General features: G+C 59.9%; 23 protein-coding genes and 2 pseudogenes. 10 read left to right on the top strand and 15 right to left on the bottom strand.

The window, feature by feature from the left end:
• Positions 1-73: 73 nt before the first annotated feature.
• The 3 genes from hemW to rph all read right to left on the bottom strand — a co-directional run bounded on the left by hemW (position 74) and on the right by rph (position 2679).
• A complete protein-coding gene (hemW, locus tag ACXAIC_RS16245; RefSeq protein WP_475181944.1) occupies positions 74-1237 on the bottom strand; it encodes a radical SAM family heme chaperone HemW in 1164 nt (387 codons plus the stop codon).
• Positions 1234-1881, bottom strand: coding sequence for an RdgB/HAM1 family non-canonical purine NTP pyrophosphatase (gene rdgB / locus ACXAIC_RS16250; protein WP_475181949.1), 648 nt, complete (start codon positions 1879-1881; stop codon positions 1234-1236). The genes hemW and rdgB overlap by 4 nt, the downstream gene beginning before the upstream one ends.
• Positions 1882-1965: 84 nt before the next feature.
• Positions 1966-2679: a ribonuclease PH gene (gene rph, locus ACXAIC_RS16255; protein WP_475181955.1), complete on the bottom strand. Its 714-nt coding sequence runs from the start codon at positions 2677-2679 to the stop codon at positions 1966-1968.
• Positions 2680-2881: 202 nt separating this feature from the next.
• Here rph and hrcA point away from each other — a divergent pair, with 202 nt between their 5' ends.
• From hrcA to ACXAIC_RS16270, 3 genes are read left to right on the top strand one after another with little or no spacing between them, the layout of a single operon-like run.
• Positions 2882-3931 (top strand): heat-inducible transcriptional repressor HrcA, encoded by a 1050-nt coding sequence (hrcA, locus tag ACXAIC_RS16260; protein WP_475181960.1) that lies wholly within the window; start codon positions 2882-2884, stop codon positions 3929-3931.
• 26 nt (positions 3932-3957) lie between these two features.
• Complete coding sequence (locus tag ACXAIC_RS16265; protein WP_475181964.1) at positions 3958-4761, top strand: HesA/MoeB/ThiF family protein; 804 nt, start codon at positions 3958-3960, stop codon at positions 4759-4761.
• Positions 4762-4792: 31 nt separating this feature from the next.
• Entirely contained in the window at positions 4793-5200 is a 408-nt protein-coding gene (locus tag ACXAIC_RS16270) for a carboxymuconolactone decarboxylase family protein (RefSeq protein ID WP_475181967.1), read from the top strand.
• A 194-nt stretch (positions 5201-5394) separates the two neighbouring features.
• Here ACXAIC_RS16270 and secB read toward each other — a convergent pair whose 3' ends face one another.
• On the bottom strand, positions 5395-5883 hold the full coding sequence (secB, locus tag ACXAIC_RS16275; RefSeq protein WP_475181974.1) for a protein-export chaperone SecB: 489 nt from the start codon (positions 5881-5883) through the stop codon (positions 5395-5397).
• Between the two features lie 176 nt (positions 5884-6059).
• On the opposite strand from secB, the gene ACXAIC_RS16280 reads away from it, so the two are divergent.
• The 4 genes and pseudogenes from ACXAIC_RS16280 to ACXAIC_RS16295 all read left to right on the top strand — a co-directional run bounded on the left by ACXAIC_RS16280 (position 6060) and on the right by ACXAIC_RS16295 (position 11998).
• Entirely contained in the window at positions 6060-7409 is a 1350-nt protein-coding gene (locus ACXAIC_RS16280) for an ActS/PrrB/RegB family redox-sensitive histidine kinase (protein WP_475181979.1), read from the top strand.
• 91 nt (positions 7410-7500) lie between these two features.
• Positions 7501-8046, top strand: a complete 546-nt coding sequence (locus ACXAIC_RS16285) for an ActR/PrrA/RegA family redox response regulator transcription factor (RefSeq protein WP_475181983.1) — start codon at positions 7501-7503, stop codon at positions 8044-8046.
• 261 nt (positions 8047-8307) lie between these two features.
• Positions 8308-10134 (top strand): VHL beta domain-containing protein, encoded by a 1827-nt coding sequence (locus tag ACXAIC_RS16290; protein WP_475181986.1) that lies wholly within the window; start codon positions 8308-8310, stop codon positions 10132-10134.
• A 173-nt stretch (positions 10135-10307) separates the two neighbouring features.
• Positions 10308-11998: pseudogene (locus ACXAIC_RS16295) on the top strand (methyl-accepting chemotaxis protein).
• 141 nt (positions 11999-12139) lie between these two features.
• Here ACXAIC_RS16295 and coaA read toward each other — a convergent pair.
• The 8 genes from coaA to hisB are packed head-to-tail and all read right to left on the bottom strand — an operon-like array spanning position 12140 to position 17097.
• Positions 12140-13105, bottom strand: coding sequence for a type I pantothenate kinase (coaA, locus tag ACXAIC_RS16300; protein WP_475181990.1), 966 nt, complete (start codon positions 13103-13105; stop codon positions 12140-12142).
• 46 nt (positions 13106-13151) lie between these two features.
• Complete coding sequence (locus ACXAIC_RS16305) at positions 13152-13475, bottom strand: phosphoribosyl-ATP diphosphatase (RefSeq protein WP_475181995.1); 324 nt, start codon at positions 13473-13475, stop codon at positions 13152-13154.
• Between the two features lie 24 nt (positions 13476-13499).
• The gene (gene hisF / locus ACXAIC_RS16310) at positions 13500-14279 is read right to left on the bottom strand and encodes an imidazole glycerol phosphate synthase subunit HisF (RefSeq protein ID WP_475181999.1); all 780 of its coding nucleotides are present in this window, start codon (positions 14277-14279) and stop codon (positions 13500-13502) included.
• Complete coding sequence (hisA, locus tag ACXAIC_RS16315) at positions 14276-15019, bottom strand: 1-(5-phosphoribosyl)-5-[(5-phosphoribosylamino)methylideneamino]imidazole-4-carboxamide isomerase (RefSeq protein ID WP_475182001.1); 744 nt, start codon at positions 15017-15019, stop codon at positions 14276-14278. The genes hisF and hisA overlap by 4 nt, the downstream gene beginning before the upstream one ends.
• Positions 15020-15021: 2 nt before the next feature.
• On the bottom strand, positions 15022-15312 hold the full coding sequence (locus ACXAIC_RS16320) for a DUF1330 domain-containing protein (RefSeq protein ID WP_475182005.1): 291 nt from the start codon (positions 15310-15312) through the stop codon (positions 15022-15024).
• A gap of 23 nt (positions 15313-15335) precedes the next feature.
• Complete coding sequence (gene hisH, locus ACXAIC_RS16325; protein ID WP_475182008.1) at positions 15336-15989, bottom strand: imidazole glycerol phosphate synthase subunit HisH; 654 nt, start codon at positions 15987-15989, stop codon at positions 15336-15338.
• The gene (locus ACXAIC_RS16330) at positions 15986-16489 is read right to left on the bottom strand and encodes a DUF2628 domain-containing protein (protein ID WP_475182010.1); all 504 of its coding nucleotides are present in this window, start codon (positions 16487-16489) and stop codon (positions 15986-15988) included. The genes hisH and ACXAIC_RS16330 overlap by 4 nt, the downstream gene beginning before the upstream one ends.
• Positions 16490-16503: 14 nt before the next feature.
• A complete protein-coding gene (gene hisB, locus ACXAIC_RS16335; protein WP_475182013.1) occupies positions 16504-17097 on the bottom strand; it encodes an imidazoleglycerol-phosphate dehydratase HisB in 594 nt (197 codons plus the stop codon).
• A 179-nt stretch (positions 17098-17276) separates the two neighbouring features.
• On the opposite strand from hisB, the gene ACXAIC_RS16340 reads away from it, so the two are divergent.
• The 3 genes from ACXAIC_RS16340 to ACXAIC_RS16350 all read left to right on the top strand — a co-directional run bounded on the left by ACXAIC_RS16340 (position 17277) and on the right by ACXAIC_RS16350 (position 20055).
• Positions 17277-18125 carry an SDR family NAD(P)-dependent oxidoreductase gene (locus tag ACXAIC_RS16340; RefSeq protein ID WP_475182018.1) on the top strand — a complete coding sequence of 283 codons (849 nt, stop codon included), beginning with the start codon at positions 17277-17279 and terminating at the stop codon, positions 18123-18125.
• Between the two features lie 83 nt (positions 18126-18208).
• Positions 18209-18937 (top strand): orotidine-5'-phosphate decarboxylase, encoded by a 729-nt coding sequence (gene pyrF, locus ACXAIC_RS16345; RefSeq protein WP_475182021.1) that lies wholly within the window; start codon positions 18209-18211, stop codon positions 18935-18937.
• A 578-nt stretch (positions 18938-19515) separates the two neighbouring features.
• Positions 19516-20055 (top strand): hypothetical protein, encoded by a 540-nt coding sequence (locus ACXAIC_RS16350; protein WP_475182023.1) that lies wholly within the window; start codon positions 19516-19518, stop codon positions 20053-20055.
• Positions 20056-20316: 261 nt separating this feature from the next.
• On the opposite strand, the pseudogene ACXAIC_RS16355 reads toward ACXAIC_RS16350, so the two are convergent.
• The 3 genes and pseudogenes from ACXAIC_RS16355 to ACXAIC_RS16365 all read right to left on the bottom strand — a co-directional run.
• Positions 20317-20442 (bottom strand): annotated as a pseudogene (locus ACXAIC_RS16355) (IS3 family transposase); the annotation flags it as partial.
• Positions 20443-20741: 299 nt separating this feature from the next.
• Positions 20742-21332, bottom strand: coding sequence for a HEPN domain-containing protein (locus tag ACXAIC_RS16360; RefSeq protein WP_475182027.1), 591 nt, complete (start codon positions 21330-21332; stop codon positions 20742-20744).
• A 39-nt stretch (positions 21333-21371) separates the two neighbouring features.
• Positions 21372-22451 (bottom strand): phosphoadenosine phosphosulfate reductase domain-containing protein, encoded by a 1080-nt coding sequence (locus ACXAIC_RS16365; RefSeq protein ID WP_475182033.1) that lies wholly within the window; start codon positions 22449-22451, stop codon positions 21372-21374.
• Positions 22452-22757 lie beyond the last annotated feature (306 nt).

Genomic DNA, 22757 nt, shown 5'->3' on the forward strand with positions numbered 1-22757 from the left:
GCAGCGCAAAAGGCAGATTGGGTATTTAAATCAACTTGGTAGATTTATGTGCCGTATGGGCAAATCGCGACGGTCAGGCTGCCAGATCGGCGACCACCGCGTCGAGCACAAAAAATCCGTCCGGCGTCGCCCGGACCCGGTTTTCCCCGATTTCTTCCACCATGCCGTGTTCCAGAAGCGCTTTCAATCGCATTGGATCAATGGCTCTGTGCGCAAACGCTTCATAGCGCTTCAGATCAATGCCTTCGGTCAAGCGCAGGCCCATGAGCAGGTATTCATCCCCCTGCTCCTCTTCATTCAGGCCCGCCTGTTCCACCAGCCCATGGCCATGGTTTTCGACCGTTTCCAGCCAGGTTTCCGGGTGGGATTCCGTGGATGTTGCCAGCCGGTTCGCCCCCACCGTCAGGCGTCCATGGGCTCCCGGGCCCACACCGGCATAGTCGCCATAGCGCCAATAGACCAGATTGTGCCTGCATTCGGCGCCGGGCCGGGCATGGTTCGACACTTCATAGGCAGGCAAGCCCGCCTCTGCCGCAATATCCTGGGTCAGCCCGTAAAAATCGGCCCCCAGTTCCGGTTCCGGGGTCTTCAGCTTGCCCGCCTGATGCAGCGCGAAGAAGGGCGTTCCCGGCTCAATGGTCAACTGGTAGAGGGACAGGTGATCGGCCGCGAGCGAAATTGCGTCTTTCAGCTCCGCCTCCCACGCGCCAAGAGTCTGGTCGGGCCGGGCATAGATCAGATCAAAGGACAGGCGCGGGAAGGTGGCCCGGGCGGTTTCAATGGCCGCACGCGCGGTGGCTGCATCATGCAGGCGGCCCAGAAGCTTCAGATCCTGATCATGGAGGGACTGCACCCCGAGGGAAACCCGGTTCACGCCGGCCGCCCGGTACCCCTTGAAGCGGGTCGCCTCGACAGAGGTCGGATTGGCTTCCAGCGTGATCTCGATCTTCTCGTCCATGCTCCAGCAATCGGAGACCGCCACCAGCACCCGTTCCACTGTCGCCGGGTCCATGAGCGACGGGGTCCCACCACCCAGAAACACGGACTGGACGGTTTTTGGGCCCGTCAGCCCGGCAAGATAGGTCATTTCCCGGACAAGAGCGTCCGCGAACCGCTCCTGGTCGACCGGCTGGTGGCGGACATGGGAATTGAAGTCGCAATACGGGCATTTGGCCGCGCAGAACGGCCAGTGGATATAAACGCCGAAACCGCCTTCTGCCGCCTCTTGACCGGTCACCGTGTCGCCCCCTCCAGGCAGCCTCGAGCAAAGGCCGTGAATGCACGGGCGCGGTGGGACAGCGGCTCTGCTCCGGCTTCCAGGCCATGTTTTTCCTCTGACGTCATTTCGCCAAAGGTGCGCGTATGCCCGTCCGGTCTGAACATGGGATCATATCCAAAGCCCTGGCTGCCACGCGGCGGCCACACAAGGTCGCCTGCAACCTCGCCCCGGAAAAACTCCTTGTGGCCATCGGGCCAGGCAAGGCACAGCACTGCTACAAAGGAGCCCCTGCGGTTGCCGGGTGCGCCGCCTTCAAGCGTCTGCAGCTTTTCCTCAATGGTGCGCATGGCCATGGCAAAATCCTTGTCCGGCCCCGCCCAACGCGCGGAATAAATGCCCGGATCTCCCTTCAGCGCTTCAACGCAGAACCCGCTGTCATCGGCGAGCGAAGGGAGGCCGGACGCCTCTGCTGCCGCCTCAGCCTTGATCGCAGCATTGTCCTCAAATGTAAGCCCGTCCTCAACCGGTTCCGGCAGGTCCAGATCCCCGGCAGAGACCACCTCGAACCCGTATGGCCCCAGGAGTTCATTGATTTCCCGAATCTTGCCCTTGTTGTGGCTGGCAACAACGAGTTTGCCGGGGATGAGTTTGCGGTGGCTCATGATGCTATGTTCCCGGACCGGCTCAACCTGGTCAAGCCAGACCCCTCTTGGCGGGCCTCCCCAGCGGGAGACCGGCACACTGATTTAGAGAATGGCCATTTTCTGAAGATCGACCAGACGGGTGATCCCTGCCTTGGCCAGTCCCAGAAGCTGGTTGAATTCGTCCTCGGAGAAGGGCGCGCCCTCTGCCGTGCCCTGAATTTCGACAATGCCGCCCGATCCGGTCATCACGAAATTAGCGTCCGTTTCCGCCGTGCTGTCTTCCGCATAGTCCAGATCCAGCACTGGGCTGCCCTCATGAATGCCGCAGGAAATGGCGGCAATATGGTCTTTGAGAACCGTACCAGACACCATGTCCCGGGAACGCATCCATTCCACGCAGTCGCGCAAGGCCACCCAGGCGCCGGTAATGGCGGCCGTCCGGGTGCCACCATCGGCCTGGATCACATCGCAGTCTACGGAGATCTGCACTTCGCCCAGCGCTTGCAGATCAACAACCGCCCTCAGGGACCGGCCGATCAGACGCTGGATTTCCTGGGTCCGGCCGGACTGTTTGCCTGCGCTGGCCTCACGGCGCATGCGCTCGCCGGTTGCCCGCGGCAGCATGCCGTATTCCGCCGTCACCCAACCACGGTTCTGACCGCGGAGCCAGGGCGGCACCCGCTCTTCCAGGCTGGCGGTGCACAGGACATGGGTGTCGCCGAACTTGACCAGGCACGATCCTTCCGCATGTTTGGACACTCCCCGCTCAAGGGTCACAGCCCTGAGCTCGTCAGCTGCGCGTTTAGACGGACGCATGAAACTTCCTTTCGACTTTCGCCATGAAACGGAACAGTCCAGTGCAACACCGCTGTTTCCTTCAAATCCCGTGCGCCTTGTAGACCTCATTTTCGTGCAAGGTAAAGGGCCTGCTTCACGCCGGACCCATTTTGCGCCTATATCTTGGGTATCAGCGCCAAAACCCGGTGCAAAACATGGTCAGTCATACGGAGAACGCCCTTTGAGCCTCAGCGACCTCGACAAGAGATCCCGCGAGATTTTCCGCTCCATCGTGGAAAGCTATCTGGAGACCGGCGAGCCGGTCGGCTCCCGCAATGTCTCGCGTTCCCTGTCCATGTCCCTGTCGCCGGCTTCCGTGCGCAATGTGATGTCCGATCTGGAACATCTTGGCCTGCTGCACTCGCCCCATACCAGCGCAGGCCGGCTGCCGACGGAGGTCGGGCTGCGGTTTTTTGTCGACGCCCTGCTGGAAGTGGGCGACCTGACCGAAGACGAACGCCGCCAGATCGACGTTCAGGTGCGCGCCTCCCAGGAAGCCACCTCAAGCGAACAGGTGCTGACAGAGGCCAGCCAGATGCTCTCGGGGCTGTCCATGGGCGCGGGGGTCGTGCTGACCCACAAATCCGATACCCGGCTGAAACATGTCGAATTCGTGCGCATTGAACCGCAAAAGGCGCTGGTCATTCTGGTGAGCGAAGACGGGTCCGTGGAAAACCGGGTTGTCGACCTTCCGGCCAACCTGCCGTCTTCCGCCCTGGTAGAAGCCAGCAACTATCTCAACGCCCAGATCCAGGGCCGGACGCTTTCAGACATCCGTACAGAGCTGGAGCGGGTGCGCGATGCGGACCAGGCCGAACTCGACCAGCTCAGCCAGAAGGTAATTGATGCGGGTCTGGCCGTGTGGAGCGGCGACACGGCCACCGACCCGGGCACCCTGATCGTGCGGGGCCGGTCCAACCTGCTGACCGACCTGGACGCAGCAGAGGATCTGGAGCGCATCCGGCTTCTTTTTGACGATCTGGAAAACAAGAAGGATCTGATCCAGCTTCTCGGCCTTGCGGAAAAGGGCGACGGGGTGCGGATCTTCATCGGCTCGGAGAACAATCTCTTTTCCCTGTCCGGCTCGTCCCTTGTCGTCTCGCCCTACAGGGACAGCAACCAGCGCATTGTCGGCGTGCTCGGCGTGATCGGCCCCACGCGCCTGAATTATGCGCGGGTCATTCCCATGGTCGACTACACGGCCCGCCTTGTCAGCCGCATCTTGAAATAACCCCCTTCCGTTTCGCAGGACCCCAGATGCTTTCCTCCGCAGAACTTGAACGCTACGCCCGCCACATCGTCATGCATGAGATTGGCGGGGCCGGGCAGCAGAAACTGAAAGCGGCCAAGGTGCTGGTGATTGGCGCTGGCGGCCTTGGGGCACCGGTCCTGCAATATCTGGCGGCCGCCGGAGTTGGCACCCTCGGCATTGTTGATGACGACACGGTGTCGCTGTCCAATCTGCAGAGGCAAGTCATTCACGATACCGACCAGCTTGGCGAGCCGAAAGTTGCCAGTGCGGCAGAGGCCATTGCCCGGCTGAACCCAAATGTGCAGGTCACGCCCTATCCAACCCGCATAGCCGGGCACAATGCGCTCGCCCTTGTGTCCGGCTATGATCTGGTTGTGGACGGCTCCGACAATTTCGACACCCGCTATCTGGTTTCTGACGCCTGCTTCTTTGCCAAGAAGCCGCTGGTGACAGCGGCGGTCGGCCAGTTCGACGGCTCCATCACCACCTTGAGGCCCTTTGAAACCGGTGCCGATGGTGCCCCCAACCCCACCTACCGGTGCCTGTTTCCGAAAAAACCCCGTGCCGGGCTGCTGCCAAGCTGCGCGGAGGCCGGAGTTCTGGGGGCCTTGACCGGGATCCTCGGCGCCATGCAAGCCATGGAGGTGATCAAGGAGATCACCGGAACCGGCGAGGGGCTCACCGGGCGCATGGTGATGTTCGACGCACGCAGCTTCCGGATGGAAACAATCCGCTACAAACGCTCCCCCAAAAACCCGCTGAACGGGGAGGCGCCAAAAAGCTGGGCGGCGCTTCTGGAAGAGGCCTGAGCCCACCACCAAGCTCACGAGGAGGATAGCCATGGCTACGGTGCGGCTGATTTCAGATCAGGAGGCAGAAGACCTGCCGGACGTCAAAGCGGTCTTTGACGATATCCGGCACACCCGCGGCTCCGATTTCATCAACAATGTCTGGCGGGCGCTCGCCAATGACCCTGCCGGCCTGAAACGCACCTGGGAACAGGTGAAGGCGGTGATGGCCACGCCCGGCGCGCTCGACCCGAAAACCCGCGAGATGATCTATATCGCCGTGTCGGCTGCCAATGGCTGCAGCTACTGTGTGCATTCCCATACCGCATCCGCCAGGGCGAAAGGCATGAGCGATGAGGAACATGGCGAACTGGTGCAGATCATCGGTCTCGCCTCCATGACCAACGCCCTGGTGACCGCGCTTCAGGTTCCCGTCGATCCAGAATTTGAAGCCCAATAGAGCCAATCCCGTTTCATCGGATTGACTGGGGATGGCCACGGAACATTCTCACATGTCACTGTCTAGAATGACGCACAGAGGGTCCCTGTCCGTTGAAATTGGTCTTCAATGCAAAACCCCGCGCCGGAGACCGGCACGGGGTTTGAGCGCCTACCTAAAGGCTGAACCTTGAAGCTGAATGCGCCCGGTGCGCGTCAGTTCGGCTTCTGGTCGCCAGCCTGCTGGGCCATGTTCTGGCGGTAGAGCTGGGCAAAGTCGATCGGATCGAGCATCAGCGGCGGGAAGCTGCCATTGCGGGTTGCTTCGGCCAGAATGTTGCGGGCGAAGGGGAAGATCATGCGCGGGCATTCGATCATCACAAACGGATGCATGTGCTCCTGCGGCACACCGGTGATCTTGAAGAGACCGGCATAGACCAGCTCGACATTGAACATGACCATGTCGGGACGGGCAGCCTTGGCCGTCAGGGTCAGAACAACCTCGAACTGGTCCTCACCCATCTGCTGGGCGCCGACATTCACATTGATGTCAAGCTTCGGCTGAACTTCGCCCTGCTGGAGGGAGCGCGGCGCGTTCGGGTTTTCAAACGACAGATCCTTGATGTACTGACCCAGGATATGCATGCCCGGTGCAGCAGCACCTTCCGTCTGCGGCTGTGCGCCGCCGTCATTTGTGTCGGTCATCGTATTTCATTCCGTTTCGCGGTGCTGATCTGAAATGAAGAGTACTGAAATCCCTCCGGCTGGCCGCCGGCCCGCGTGATCCGGACAGCCGTGTTAGCGGCTGGCTAACATCTACCAACGGCGGGCACAAGGGCCATGACCTTGCCAGCAAGCCGATTCCATTTCAAAAGAAGGTCATGACGGATCAACCTGCGTCGATGATCACGCTGCCGCACAGGCGGCTGAAGCTCGACACCCTGGTCAGGCTGCGCTGGCTTGCGGTGGGCGGTCAAACAGCAGCCCTTCTTCTGGTGCATGTCGGCCTGGGCTATGGCCTACCCGCCGGCCCCGCCTTTGCCATGGTCGCCCTGTCCGCCTGGCTCAACATCTTTTTGAAGATCCGCTGGCCCTCCGCCATGCGCCTGTCGGAACGGGCCGCCGCGCTGCAGCTGGCCTATGACATTATCCAGATGAGCGTGCTCCTGTTTTTGACCGGCGGCCTCGGCAATCCGTTCGCCTTTCTCCTGATGGCCCCGGTCATGGTCTCCGCCACAGGCCTGTCGGCGCGCTATACGGTCATGCTGGGGGTTCTGGCCACGGCCAGCGCCAGTTTTCTGGCGGTCTTCCACTTTCCGTTGCCCTGGCCAGATACGGAGAATTTCGCCCTGCCGGTGGTATATTCCGCCGGGATCTGGATCGCCCTGGTGCTGACACTCGGTTTCATGGCGGTCTATGCGTTCCGGGTGGCCGAAGAAGCCCGCCAGCTGGCCGATGCCCTGGCGGCCACCGAACTGGTTCTGGCCCGGGAACAGCATCTCAATGCCCTGGACGGGCTGGCCACCGCTGCCGCGCATGAGCTTGGCACGCCGCTGGCCACCATCTATCTCGCCGCGAAGGAGCTGGACGGCGAGTTCGAAACCGGAGACGCCAGGGGCGAAGACGTCGCCCTGATCCGCTCCCAGGCGGAACGGTGCCGGGAGATTCTGAAACAGCTCACCAGCCTGTCCAGCGAAGAGGACCGGACCTACCAGCGGATGCCGGTGTCACAACTGCTCGAGGATGTGATCGACCCGCACCGGGGCACCGGCGTTGCCATTCATGCCACCTGGACCGGGGAGGGCGCAGAACCGGTCGGCACCCGCAATGCCGCCATCCGCTACGGGCTCGGCAATCTGGTGGAGAATGCGGTCGATTTCGCAAGATCACGGGTGGATGTGACCGCCACCTGGGACGAGACCACCCTGTCGATCGTCATTCTGGATGACGGGCCCGGCTTTTCAATCGATATTCTGGGCCGGATCGGAGACCCCTATGTCTCCGTGCGCGGCAGCAGATCCGCACATGGTGGTTCGGGCGGCACAGGCGGAGGGCTCGGGCTGGGCATCTTCATTGCCAAGACCCTGCTGGAGCGCACCGGGGCCAAGCTGGTTCTGGACAATCAGCCACCGCCCAAAAACAGTGCGCAGATCCGCATCAGCTGGCCACGCGTAATCTTTGAGAGCAGCAATGGAGTGGACGAAACATCGTTTTCGCCCCATAACGGCTGAAATTGACTGTACAGGCGGGTGATGCTTCTGATGGATCGGGCGCCTGACGAAAGAATGGAAGACCAGACGGTAAGACGCCATGACGGACCACATGATCCCTTCAACCGGCTCCGGAGACACAAGTCTCCTCATCGTCGATGATGACAAGCCGTTTCAGCAACGGCTTGCACGCGCCATGGAAAAACGCGGCTTTGCCGCTGAAACAGCCGATGGTGTCCAGGATGCCACGGTGAAGATCGCCCAGAACGCTCCGGCTTATGCAATTGTCGATATGCGGCTGGAAGACGGCAACGGGCTGGATGTCATCGAGAAAATCCACGCCAAGCGCCCGGATGCGCGCGCCATCGTGCTGACAGGTTATGGCAACATTGCCACGGCAGTCACGGCGGTAAAGCTCGGGGCCATTGACTACCTCGCGAAACCGGCCGACCCGGACGACATTGTCGCCGCCCTGGCGCGCAAGCCGGAAGACAAGGCCCAGCCGCCGGAAAACCCCATGTCGGCGGACCGGGTGCGCTGGGAACACATCCAGCGAGTCTATGAGCTGTGCGACCGTAATGTCTCCGAAACGGCACGCCGCCTCAACATGCACCGGCGCACCTTGCAGCGTATCCTAGCAAAACGGGCACCACGCTGACGGTTTCAGCCCGCTTTCCCGCGGGCGGGCCGCATGGAGGCTTGCCCTTCCAACGCCATTTTGCCTAATTAGGTCCTATCGGGAATTCACGCGTGTGAGGCGATTCGGCCTGGCACCGGCGGAACGGAAGCACCAGCCGGGGCCCAAGCCCAACTCACACGAAAAACTGGTCTTGCCCGGCCCTGAACGCCGCGCCCGGACCTGTCGAGATGGCAGGCGGTGCGCAGCTTGTTGAGGCCGGCGCTCCGACGGAGATTGCTCATGCGGCTTCTGGCTGCCCGCAATGAAACTGCGCTGTTCCTCAAATCCGGCCTGTTTGCGGCCTGCGGTCTGGCTGTTCTGTCGCTGGGCGCCCACGCCCAATCCGTCCCGGAAACCTTGCGCATCAATGTGGATCCGCCGGAACCGGGCATCCGTTCCATCACCGTCGACAAAAAATACCGGGCCATCATCAGCCGGGACGACAAGGGGGTGGTCATCGACACGATGGGCAGCGACAACACGCTGCCGCCCTGTGATGTGAAACTGGAAGTGACCCTGGAAAACAGCCGGGTTCTGCACCGGGACGCCAATCTGTGCAGTGGCGGTACCCTGGTGGTGGACGTGTCCAGCGACGGCAAGCCAGGCGCAGCCGCCCGGGTTGTGGGCACGGAAGCCGGTGTTGCCGCCGGGCCCTCAAGCTCGGCACCTGCACAGACACGGCCGGCCGAACTGCCCAAACCGGCGTCCGAGCCGACAGAGACGGCGAAAGAAGCCACCAAGACGTCACCGTCTGTCGTTGAGGTGAAGCCGCCTGAAGATCCCGGCTCCCTGAAACCGCTTGAACAGGTCAACACACCGATTTCAACCCCGGGCCCGAACACGGCCGTGACCGGTTCTGCGTCCGGACCGGGCACTGGCCAGGCACGTCTTGTTGCCCCGTCCGACAGCCGCAGCTGGGTGACCGATCCGGGCAACCAGGCAGGCTCGCTCTCCCTGATCCAGCATGCCGTGCCGCAGACAGATGACCGGGACTTCCGTGCCGACTGCACCACGCAGTCCGGCTTTGCCCGCATCCTGTTCCAGCAGGCCCCGGCCGCGCTGCAAGAGGGCATGCCCCAGACGGTTCAGATCACCGCAGGAACCTATGCGGCCACGTTCAACGCCTTCGGCTCGTCCAGCGCCAATGAAGCGGGCGTCTCGCTGCCGGAAGTCAATGTGGAGATGACGGATCCCCTTTGGGAAGCCATGATCCGGGAATCCGAATTGTCCATTTCGGTGGAGGGCCTACCGCCTTATTCGGTTTCGCTGAAGGGCAGCGCCAACCCGGTGCGCCTGTTTGTGGCCACCTGCGCCCTGCCGCAGCAAATTGTCGGCGAAGAGGGCCTTGGCGGCACCGGTGAGGACCCCGGCTCGGATCTGTCCTGCGCCGAACTCGGCCGCGTCCGTTCCATTGAGGCCGTGCAACCGGGACAGATCGTGTTCCGCAATTCCAGCCAGGAGCCGATCGAAGTTCACTGGGTGGACTACCGCGGCGGGGAACGCCCCTATGCCCGTCTGGAACCCGGCCAGATCCTGGAACAGCAGACGTATGTCTCCCATGCCTGGACCGTGCGCGGCGCAAATGGGCAGTGCCGGGGGATCTATGTGACCCAGTCACCTTACCGGGAAGTGGTCATTACAGGCGGCGGCGCAGGCGGGTTCGCCCCGCAGGGCGGGTTCCCGGGCGGTGCGCAAAATGGTGTCTTTCCGGGCAACAACCAGGGCAGTTTTCAGGGCGGAGACCAGTTCAACCAGGGCGGCCAGGGCGGGCCGGTGCCTCCAGGCAGCGTTGGCGGCGGCGGGCAACCCGCCGTCCAGCAACGGAACGCCCAGGCCAGTGTGGCCGACTACCTGTGCACTGCAGGAATTGACCTCAATGTGGTCTTTTCGCCGGACGGGCAGAGCGCAACGGTTGCGGAGATGGGCTATGGCACTGTAACCCTGCAACGTCTCGGCAGCCCGAATACCTTCCACTATGAGGCGCAGGGCCACGTCCTGAAGGGCCAGATCCAGAATGCGACCTGGTCGCGGCCCGGTCTCAGGGATGTGTTTTGCGCAAGGCGATAATCCGATTAAATTTAGATGATTACAAAAAATACTTTAGGTATTTTTTCCAAGGGTAGTTTTTATTCTTTTGCATAAGATTGAATTGTGTTGATTTCCTAGAGATCTTTAAGAATTTGGTCAATAATTACAGCGTTATATCCCCCGACTGCAACCCTTGGGGGAATCACTTAGCCATGTCTTTTTCACGCTGGCCAATAACTTGGAAAATCACCTTACCCATCGCAACGATCCTCGTGTTCACGGTCGCCATCTGTGCCCTCAGCCTGAACAATCTTTACGCCGCCATGTTCGCAGAGCGGATCACCAAAATTGAGAACATCTCAAACAGCGCTGTCGCCATTGCCGCCCATTTCTACAAGAAGGAGCAGATGGGTGAGATGACCCGGGAAGAGGCCCAGGCACGGGCCAAGGACGCCATCGGCGCAATCCGCTTTGAAGGCAATAACTATGTCTTTGCCTATGAGTTCAGCGGCATCAATCTGGTTCACCCGAAAACGGCGCTGAACGGCACCAACATGATCGGCCTGAAGGACAAGACCGGCAAGGAAATGGTCCGGGAGCTGATCAACAAGGCACAGACCGGCGGCGGCCCGGTGCTTTATTTCTGGCCCCGCGCCAACAGCGATATTGCCATTTCCAAATATGGCTGGGGCGCCGGGTTCGCCCCCTGGAACTGGATGGTTGGCACAGGCGTTTATGTGGATGATCTGGATGCGGCCTATTGGAGCACCGCAGCCAAGATCATTGCGCTGGCGGTTGCCGGAGCGCTGGTTGCCATCGCCATTGCCATTGTTGCCCTGCGCCAGACCGTGCGCCCCCTCAGAGCCCTTACCGAGAACATGAGCACGCTGGCGAACGGCAACACGGACATTACCATTGAAGGGTCAGACCGGGGCGATGAGATCGGCCAGATGGCCGCCGCCATGGAGGTTTTCGTCAAGAACGAATCCGAACGGCGCAGCCTGGAAGAGCAGCAAACCGCAACCCAGGAAGATGCCGCCCGAAAAGGCGCCGAGATCCAGACCCTGAGCGGCGATTTCGACCGGCAAATCATGGAGATGCTCAACATTATCGACAGCTCCGTCCAGCACCTCCAGTCGGCCTCCTCGGACATGACCGGCGTTGCGGCACGCACCAATGAACAGAGCGGGCTGGTGTCCCATGCCTCCTCTCAAGCGGCTCACAATGTGGAAACGGTGGCCGCAGCAGCTGAAGAGCTGTCTGCCTCTGTCAATGAGATCCGCCGTCAAGTGCAGACCTCCAGCGAGATCGCGGCCAAAGCCTCTGAAGAAGCTGGAGCCACCAATCAGCGCATGAACGGCCTGTCGGAAGCCGCCAGCCGGATCGGGGAAGTGGTCACGCTCATTCAGGCGATTGCCGAACAGACCAATCTTCTTGCCCTCAACGCGACCATCGAGGCGGCACGGGCAGGGGAAGCCGGCAAGGGGGCTTTGCCGTTGTCGCGGCCGAGGTGAAGGAACTGGCAACCCAGACCTCCAAGGCAACGGAAGAGATCTCCAGCCAGATCAGCGCGATCCAGGAAGAAACCAGCCATGCGGCCAGCGCGATTTCTTCAGTCACCGAGATCATCAACAACATGAACGAGATCGCCTCGTCGATCACGGCCTCTGTCGATGAACAGGGTGTTGCAACCCAGGAGATCGCTTCCAACGCAACAGAAGCGTCGCGCAGCACGGTTGATGTGACCACCAATATTGAAAGTGTTGCGGAAGCTGCGGAAAACACCCGCGACACGGCGGAAAAGGTTGATGCTTCGGCCCAGGAGCTGCGGGCCAACGCCTCCCAGCTGCGTGGCCAGGTGGCGCATTTCCTGGAAGAGGTGCGCAAGCGCTCCGCCGCATAAAGCAAACAAACCAGGGGCCGGTTTCCCAAAAGGAGACTGGCCTCTTTTCCTCGCCAAAGAGGCGGCAAGCCGAATGGTTTGCAAAACCCTCAATGGGAATGGCTGAGGTCCCGCACTGCAATTCAAGTCTTTTTTGAACCGTCAGACCCGGCGCAGAGCCACCTTGGAAATCCGGTGGCTGGCATTCTTCGTGAGAATAAGATCTGCGCGCGGCCGGGTGGGCAGAATGTTTTCACGCAGATTGATCAGATTGATCTCCGACCAGATCCGGGTGGCGGTTGCCACTGCTTCCTCATCCGAGATCCGGGAATATTTGTGAAAGTAAGACCCTGGATCCCGGAAGGCGGTTTCTCGAAGACGCATGAACCGGTCCACATACCAATGGTGCAACAGGTCTTCATCCGCATCGATATAGACAGAAAAGTCAAAGAAATCGGAGACAAACGGCACCGCGCGCCCATCCTTGGGCAGCTCGCGAGCCTGCAGCACGTTCAAGCCTTCGACAATCAGGATATCCGGCCGGTCAACTGCAACCGTGTGACCGGGCATGACGTCGTAATAGAAGTGCGAATAGACCGGCGCGCGCACATGGCGCTTGCCTGCCTTGATATCCGACAGGAACGTGAGCAGACGGGGCCGGTCAAAGCTTTCCGGAAAGCCCTTTTTCGACATCAGGCCTTCGGCTTCCAGAACCGCGTTCGGGTAGAGAAACCCGTCGGTCGTAATCAGATCCACCTTCGGGCTGGCGGGCCATCGGGCCAGAAGTTCGCGCAACACGCGGGAGGTGGTGGATTTGCCGACGGAGACGGATCCGGCAACCCCAATGATAAAGGGGGTCTTGCCGTCCCGATGGCCGAGAAAGGTCTGGGTGGCCCGGTAAATGCTGATCGTGGCTTCCGCATAGAACGCCAGCAGGCGGGACAGGGGCAGATAGATGGTTTCCACCTGCTCCATGGAGACCGGCGCATTCAGGCCCTGAAGCTGCTCAACCTCGTGCTCGCGCAAGGTCATGGGCGTGTCGGCACGCAAACGGGACCACTGGCGCTCGGTGAACACCCGGTAAGGGGACAAATCCATGTCCAGGGCCGTTGCGACTTTCTGATCCATCGTCTTGCGTGTTCCGCAGAGTTTCTTCCCGTCCAGCGCCCGATTGCTACTCCTGAGGCCGGGACGCCTTTTCCTCAAGTCCGGTCTGTCCCGTACGCCGCCCGAGTTCGGCCATGACATCTTCCAGAGGTACATTGCATACCTTCAGAACAACCAACAAATGATAAAGGACATCAGCGGCTTCCGCCGTCAGGTCTTGCCGGTCGTTCTGAACGGCGGCGATCGCCGCCTCGACCGCCTCTTCCCCCAGTTTCTGGGCGCATTTGGCAACACCCTGGCCCACCAGTTTGCGCGTATAGGACTTTTCGTCGCTGCTTTGCGCTCTGAGTGCGATAATGGCATCCAGATCATCCAGAGTGAACTTGGTCATTTGGCTATGTCCTTCCGGCAGGCGTCAGGCATCAAGACGCATGGGAATACCCGCGCCGGCCATATGTGTCTTGGCATCCTGGATGGTGTATTCCCCAAAGTGGAAAATCGAGGCGGCCAAAACAGCTGTTGCATGGCCGTCGCGCACGCCCTCGACCATGTGGTCAAGCGTGCCGACCCCGCCGGACGCGATCACCGGCACGCGTACCGCATCGGCAATTGCCCGGGTGAGTGCGATATTGTAGCCCGCCTTGGTGCCGTCCCGATCCATGGAAGTGACCAGCAATTCACCCGCGCCCAGCTCGACCACCTTCATGGCAAACCCAATGGCATCAATCCCGGTCGGATTGCGGCCCCCATGGGTGAAGATCTCGAATTTTTCCGGTGTGCCCGGAGCGTTGACCTGTTTGGCATCAATGGACACCACGATGCACTGGGCGCCGAATTTTTCCGCTGCCTCGCGCACAAAATCCGGATTTTTCACCGCTGCCGTGTTGATGGACACCTTGTCCGCCCCGGCAATCAGCAACTTGCGGATATCCTCCACCGTGCGAACCCCGCCGCCCACAGTGACCGGCATGAAGCAGGCCTCCGCCGTGCGCCGGACAACATCATAGATCGTGTCGCGGCCCTCATGGCTGGCGGTAATGTCCAGAAAGCAGAGCTCGTCAGCCCCGGCAGCATCATAGGCCTTGGCCGCTTCCACCGGATCACCGGCATCCACCAGATCCACAAAATTGACGCCCTTGACGACACGGCCGTCTTTCACGTCGAGGCAGGGAATGACACGGGCTTTCAGGGTCATGACGCAGCGCTCCGGGACGCCAGAATAAGATCCATCGCTTCCTTCGGATCGAGGCGCCCGTCATAGAGCGCCCGGCCCGAAATCGCGCCTTCCAGAATGGCGCAGTCCGGTTCCAGCAGGCGGTGAATATCGTCAATCGAAGCCAGGCCGCCGGAGGCGATCACCGGAATCGAGACTGCTTGGGCCAGCTCCAGCGTCGACGGGATGTTGAGGCCCTTCAGGACCCCGTCCCGGTCGATATCCGTATAGATGATCGCCGAAACGCCAGCGTCCTCGAATTGTTTCGCAAGATCGACGGCTGTCAGCTCGGAGGTTTCCGCCCAGCCTTCCACGGCGACCTTGCCGCCCCGTGCATCGATCCCGACCGCGATCCTGCCCGGAAATTTTTTGCAGGCGTCTTTGACCAGCTGCGGATCGCGCACGGCCACTGTGCCGAGGATCACACGGGTGATGCCCTTTGACAGCCAGGTCTCGATATGCTCCAGGGTCCGGATCCCGCCGCCGAGCTGAACCGGGTTGCCGGTCGATGCCAGAATGGCATCCACAGCCGCGCCATTGACGCTTTCCCCGGCAAAAGCACCGTTCAGATCGACCACATGCAGCCATTCAAAGCCTTGGGTTTCAAAGGCTTTGGCCTGGGCGCCGGGATCATCATTAAAAACGGTCGCCTGGTCCATGTCGCCCAGTTTCAGGCGCACACATTGGCCATCCTTCAGATCGATGGCGGGAAACAGGATCATGTTTAGTCCATTCCTTCCACGATGACGATTTCGCCATCGGCAACTTTCTGGCGGATTTTTACCGCGTCCTGATATTCGGGGGAGTTATAGCAATCGACCGCAGCCTGGAAGCTTGGAAATTCAATCACCACATTGCGGGCCCGGCCCGGGCCTTCAATGGCATTGGTCTTGCCGCCGCGCACCAGGAACCTGGCGCCAAACCGCTCGAAAGCCGGTTTGGCCGTCGACACATATTGCGGATAACTGTCCGCATCATGCACATCCACCCGCGCAATCCAGTAGCCCTTGCTCATAAACGTCTCTCCACGGTTTGGTATTAAGGCGCCCAGTTTAGAAAATTCGCGATCAGTTCCAGGCCCAGCCGCTGGGACTTTTCCGGGTGAAACTGGGTGCCGATCATGTTGTCTTTCGCCACCATGGCCGTGAAGGTGCCGGCATAGTCAAAGGTGGCCAGCCGGTCGTCCTCGCGGGCACAGGCAAAGTGGTAGGAATGCACAAAATAGGCGTGCAAGCCGTCTGCCCCGGTTTTCAGACCCTTGAACACTTCGTGGCTTTCCGGCCGGACATCAATGGTGTTCCAGCCCATATGGGGAATTTTCAAGGACGCATCCGCCGGTTTCATGGCCGAAACGTCGCCGCTGATCCAGCCAAGCCCCTCGACAGTCTCGAATTCCAGCCCCCGTTCGGCCATTAGCTGCATGCCGACGCAGATGCCGAAAAAGGGTTTGCCCTGCTGCCGCACCACCTCGTTGAGGGCATCCGGCATTCCGTCAACCGCCCAAAGGCCACGCTTGCAATCAGCAAAGGCGCCCACTCCGGGCAACACGACCCGGTCGGCCTTGCGCACCCGGTCCGGGTCTGCGGTCACGATCACGTCGGGAGACTTCGCGTGGGCACGGGCCGCACGCTCAAACGCCTTTTCGGCCGAGCGCAGATTGCCCGAGCCGTAATCGATAATCGCGATGGTCATTGATTTGTCTCCGGACCAAGGGTCAGGCCCACCACCCGTTCCGAGCCCACGCGCGGGACAATCGGCTCACGGACCCGGCGGGGCTGCCGGTCTTCTTGTTGCTCTGCCGGCGCATCCTGTCCGGCTTCTTTGTTGAGGAAGCGCAATTCGGCTTCCGCCCGGTTCGCCCCATCGACAATTCCGATCACCCGCCAGCCCTTGCGCTCCAGGGACCAGCGGCGCAGGGCCTGGGCCTCAAACCCGAACAGCAGCGACACGAAAAACGCCGTGACCGCGCTCGCCTCCGGGTTCAGCGACAGCGCCAGCAGCTCCAGCCCGACGGTTACCGCCAGATAGGCAAGAAAGACCACCCACATGCGGTGGACCAGCAGCCAGATGAACGAGAACAGAAAGGCCAGAACGGAAAACGTGTCCGGCACAAACACAATTCGGTCGCTTTCGCGCGGATCTCCGGCCAGAGTGTCAAACTCAGGCGGAGCCATGACAACATAGGTGCTCATGTGTCCATCGCCTTTCAGCCGCCCAACTGGCCCTTTGTGGTCGGAACCCGGTCCGCCTGGCGCGGATCGATTTCAATGGCCTTGCGCAAGGTGCGGGCCACCGCCTTGAAACAGGTTTCCGCAATATGGTGGCAATTGGACCCGTAAAGCGTGGCGATATGAAGTGTGATGCCCGCATTCATGGCAAAGGCGCGGAAAAACTCCTCAAAGAGTTCCGTATCGAAATCGCCGACCTTGTCCCGGTCAAAGGCCACATCCCAGACCAGAAACGGGCGGCCGGACACATCCAGCGCGCAGCGGGTCAATGCCTCGTCCATGGCAAGATGGGTGTCGGCATAGCGGGTGATGCCCACCATCCCGCCCAGCGCCTTTGAGACCGCCTGACCCAGCGCAATGCCGGTGTCTTCCACCGTATGATGGAAATCAATATGGGTGTCGCCCTCGGCGCGGATCTTCATGTCGATCAGGGAATGGCGCGCGAGCTGCTCCAGCATGTGATCGAAAAACCCGACACCGGTCTGGACGTCATAGGCCCCGGTTCCATCGAGATTGATCTCGAGGGAGATACGGGTCTCCTTGGTGTCGCGCGATACACTCGCTGTGCGCATGGGATGCTGTCCTTGCTGAAACTTGCGGAACGGCGGTGTTGTAGCAGCCTGAACCTGCTAATGAAATAGCAACATAAAGCACCGGGTGAGAACAGCGCTCCAAACGGGGCTGAATTTGCCTGACCCCGGGGCCAGGCGTATCATGGCCGGTGGCCACAATGGCAAGGGAGGCAGGGCAGATGTATCGTCAATCAGTTGCACAAGGGGGGCTGGCGGTGGTGACCGGAGCCGCGAGCGGGGTCGGATTGGCCGCCGCAACCCGGTTTGCCGAAGCAGGGCTCGGCGTGATCCTTGCGGATCTGCCCGGCGACGCCCTGGAGAGCGCAGCGAAGACGGTTCGCGAGGCCGCCAGGACAGACGTCCCCGTTCTGGCCGTTGCAGCCGATGTCTCCGACACGGACCAGGTCAACGCCCTTGCCGAACGCGCCTTTGAGACCGGTCCGGTTGCTGTGCTGATGAACAATGCCGGCATCGGACAAGCCTCCACCTGCCTGGACGGGTTTGACGCCTGGGCCCGCCTGATGGATGTCAATTTCTTCGGGGTCCTGCGCGGCGTACAGGCCTTTGCCCCGCGCATGCGCGCCGCCGGGCGCCCCTCCGTCATCATCAACACCGGTTCGAAACAGGGCATCACCACCCCGCCCGGCAATCCGGGCTATAATGTCTCCAAGGCCGCCGTGAAGGTGCTCAGCGAACAGCTGGCCCATGAATTGCGCGAGGCCGGTGCCCCCATCTCCGTGCATCTGTTTGTGCCCGGCTTCACCTATACCGGCATGACCGCCGCGCATTTTGCCGAAAAACCCGCCGCCGCCTGGACCAGTGAGCAGACCGTCGACTATTTTATCGGCCGGATGGCGGAGGGGGATTTCTATATCCTGTGCCCGGATAATGATGTCGACAGCACCCGGGACCGGCGCCGGGCGGAATGGGCCATCGGCGACATCATTGAAAACCGGCCCGCCCTGTCCCGCTGGCATCCGGACCACAAGGACGCCTTTGCGGTCTTTGAAAAAACCGGGGCCTCCTGATCCGGCCTGCTCTGGCCACGGCGCGGGCAGGATGATATGCACAGGGCGCCTTCCGAACATCCTGACAAGGAGCGTGCCCCCTCATGCCAAACAGCCCGTTTGCCCCGAAAACCGCGCGGGACCGCCTCATGCTGCCTGTCGATGTTCCAACCCTGAAGGAGGCCGAACAGCTTGTCCACCAGACGGAGGGCAAGGTGGGCGTCTACAAGATCGGCATGGAACTGCAATTTGCAGGCGGGCTGGAATTTGCCCGGGATCTGGCCGCCGACGGCAAGAAGATCTTTCTGGACGTCAAGCTGCACGATATCGACAACACGATTGCCAAGGCCGTCCGGAACGTGGCCAGGATGGGCATGACCTTCATGACCCTGCACGGCTATCCGAAAACCATGCGGGCCGCCGTCCGGGGGCTGGCGGAAGAGGGCAATCCCGGCCTGTGCCTTTTAGGCGTCACGGTGCTGACCTCCATGGATGAAGATGACCTTGCGGCCGCAGGCTATCGCGGCCCGCTTGCCGATCTGGTTGAGGCGAGGGCCCGGGATGCGCGCGCCGCCGGCATGGGCGGCATCGTCTGTGCCGCAACGGAAGCCACCAGGATGCGCACGGTCCTGGGGGAGGATCTGGTCATCGTCACGCCCGGCATCCGCCCTTCAGGCAGCGCGGCAGACGACCAGCGCCGGGTCATGACCCCGGAAAAGGCCATCCGCGCCGGCAGCGACTATCTGGTGGTCGGCCGCCCGATCAGCCAGGCCGCAGACCCCAGCGCAGCGGCGGATGCTGTGGTGGCGGAAATCGAAGCGGCGCTGGCATAATACCAGGCGAATAGCGGCTGCGGCGCGTTTGTTTCTCGTTGAGATCTTTTTGAGGTTTTCCGGTTTGTTGGGGTGGTTTCCGCTAGCGGGCAGGATCGCCTCACAGGCCTTGGAATTTCTGCATCGCGAAAGATGTTTCCTTCGAGCCCTTCCTTCGGTGCCAGCTTCCGGCTAGGTCTGTGGTTCTCGGCCCAAAGCTGCCATCGGAAGTCCGACTGTTTCGCAGCATATGCAAACTAAGTTGCTAACACTTAAGTATCTTGAGGCAGTTGTTCATCATGGTCACCCTTCCTGTTGGAACGCGGGGTGAAGTATGCAACTAAACGGAATCATCATTAGGAACTTCAAGGCAATTCACGATACGACCATCAGACTCGAAAGAATGATGGTAATTCTCGGCGCAAATGGCTCGGGTAAAGTTCGGTCTTGCAGGCGCCATTCGCTGCATCTGCGGACTTTGAGGGTTTTCGAATTTACACTGCGCTAACAAAGCCGCCTTTCATACAACGACTGTTTTGGTCCGAAACGCAACGTTTGAAGACGCAATGCCACCGAATGCCAAGCCACTGGAGTAACGGATGCCGATTGCAGGCTCTCTTAACTCAAACTTAAATTCAGACATGAAGATCAATTTAACCCGCGATCAGATCCTCAAATACTCTAACCTCTACGACTACGACGCGGATGACGAGCCCCGCGATCGAATGAAAAAGGCGGCGCAGCGCGGGTACATGACGCAGAACGACCTCATCGCAGTAGCGAAATGGAAGTGGCGGGGTGGCCGTACGCGACAGCTTTGCAGCCAGAACACTGAAGCAGAGGTCGAAGAGATTACACGCGTTTCGTTCGCTGCCGGGTCGGAGCGGCTCCGCATCGGTGCTCTGCTTGCGCTTCGCGGAGTGCAGTGGCCAATGGCGAGCGTGATCCTGCATTTTGCTTTTCCGGACCGGTATCCGATCCTCGACGTCAGAGCAATGAATACTGTCGGTGGTTCAACGCCTTACACCTTTGAGAAATGGCTGGAATACGTCAATCTGTGCCGGGCGACGGCTAATGATCACGGCATCTCGATGCGCACGCTCGACAAAGCACTTTGGGCGTACGACAAGAGTTCGTAATGACGTGGGACCCTAAAGATGTGCTGTCCGGCTTTGCCACAATAGTTCGGCTGGCTTGCGTGTCTCTGGCGGCGGACGACATCCGCGTCGAGGTGTGAACCGCTGAGGTGGCCCGACGGCGATCGGCGTCGGAAGTTGTCGCGTTTTCCTCTGCCGAAAGTGTCGCTTTGTGGAGCCCAAACTTGAAGCGGCCCTGCGGTGGCACGGCGTGTCAATCCTAGTCTGAACCTGTCACGGTTTCATTCCACCTCAAGTTCTCATTTATGCGGCTTTGGCTTCGAATGCAAAGGGACTTTTCCATCCCAGTGCCGAGTGCCTTCGGCACGGATTGCAGGAGCCATTGATGTATTCAAAGAAGGCCAATTCAGCTTCGCGGCGACAGGCCCATGATTTCTTCCACAGCGACTCAAGACCTTCGTGCAAACCGCAGCGGTCGTCAACACTGGGACCCGGAGCCGATCTCCGGCGCAGCAACAATGATCACAGCGATCGACTTTGCGCCAGCCTCGTTCGCGGCCCTTTGCTGCCGTTCGATAGTCAAGCAAAGAATGGCTGCTCGCGCCCTCATTCCAGACGCTCGGGAGGCTCGGCGTAGCTTTCGGAAGCTAATACTAATTGGAGTTGGAAGGGACATTGGAGAGCAGCAGAGGTTCGCAACATCGTCGCTGATGTATGGATCGACGGTATCAATCAGTGAATGTCCAACTTCCAAAATGACCGTAGGGTCCGTTCCAACCTTTCGTAAGCAGCCGCTGGATCTTTTCCTTGTATGTTTGCATCATCGCGCAGTATTTTTCCCAAAGCTTTTCGGTGAACTGTCCCTCGGGTTGGATGTCATCGGCGTCCCGACCACAGGGGTAGCGCGCCCAGCTCTCGTTGCCCTCGGAAAGTGCCTCGAACACCCATCGATCACGAACTTTGTAAGGAATGAGTGACGAGCGACTGGCCAGCTCCCACAGGTCATGTGTGGTGATCCCCTTCAGATAGCCATCTGCGATATTAGCCGGAAATTCGTAGACAAGATACGCTTTGAGCATGTTCTCCATCGCGAAGGCGGCCAACAGGAAAGTGGCACGGTTGGTGTCATCCCAAGTGACTGGCGCATGCCCGACTTTAGTCATTGTGGTTTGGCTCCGACCTCGATTGCGCCTGACGACAAAGGCCTGATTGTGCAAATTCTCGGCAGTATAGAGCCACTGGTGTGGATTAGCCGCGTCGACGAACGCAAGCTTCTGCTCCTGAGTGAAACTCTTTTTCCGACTACCTGGTCCGCTCATGCGTCGCATCCCCAATGTTTGACACTCTCCATAGTGTCATCAGCCTTCATGATCCGGCTCGGGTTTACCATGGTAGCGACGTTGCAGATCGTTTTGCCGTTCTATTGGAACGTCGAGTTCCCATAGACGAAAGATTTCTTTCCGTTCAAGTGCAGTGAGAAGCCTGTCGCCCGTCTTGACTTCTAGAAGATCGAGTTTACTAAGGATTCTGCTGCGTGCATTGAGGGTGAAGGGGCCTGGCCGTTGCACGCCATTTCGTCGGAACGGCCACCGCCAATCGAGATTATTGCGGACCTCAGCGAGCCAATCTCGGAATCCGAGATAGGGTTTGAGACTGACTTCGCCGGTTTCAATAAGCGCTTCGGCAGAGCGGTCGCGCCTAACGACGGTACACGTCCAGCAACCGAATCGTCCTGAGGCGCAAGGAGGCGCATCCGGTGCTTTTATCATAGGGCATTCGCCTGAAGCTCCCCGATAGATGGCTTCCAATTTGTTATGGTCAATGCTGCGCGGCCTTCCGAGCAGGAAGACAGCGTCCCACACATTGCCAAGGTCTAGATTGATGATCGGCAGGAAAAGCCGATAGGCGTGACGCCCCTCCCGCTGCGTCTGCCACATACTGCCTCCCGCTTTGTCCAATGAGCGGTCGCGCTGACTACTTTCTGAGCGACGCATTCCGAGAACGACAATGGCGTCTTCGGCGGTCGCTTCACCTATAAATTTTGCAACGGGCTTGATCCGTAGATTTTTCGTGCACCACCGGAAACTGTTGGTGGGTGGCGGGTAGCCCCTACCAATCACTTTGACGAAGAATCGGTCGCTAACCGGCGCAGTAAGAACGTCGATCTTGAATGGAAGTCCCTCCTCTTGGAATTCCTTTTTCAAATTTCGAAGTAGTGTCTTAACGTAACTATCAAGAAGCACGTTTTCGACGCCAGTGTCGCAATACACAATTTCGATAACACTTGGCCTCGGTTTCGCTTTAAGGAACGCCGAAGTGAAGATCTTGAGTGCCGCGGTCGAATCTTTGCCGCCGGAGAAGCCAATGATCCACCGAGCAGACGCATTCTCCTCAATTGCCGTTTTGGTCGCCGCGATGGCTTGGATCGGATCGCTCATGGACACTCCGTAGCTTGTCCCGAAGCGTGTCGAGATGATTGTGCTCAATAATTTCAATCTGCTGCTCACCGATCGATTTGTGGTGCTTGGTGACGGCAAAGGAGAAAGGAATTGTTAGAAGCGCTAGGACCGTAAACCCACCTGCGGCATACCACCCCCCGCTAAGCCCGAGAGAGCCGAAGAACAAGCTTGGAATTACCATTAATGCAGCTAGGTGTGAGTTCTGAGAAGGTTGTTCATCCAGATTGAAAGCCTGAAGGTGTTTGCGACCAAACATTCACCGAAAGGTTTCAAGGATGAACAACC

Source organism: Roseibium sp. AWQ4_254 (genome assembly GCF_056161025.1).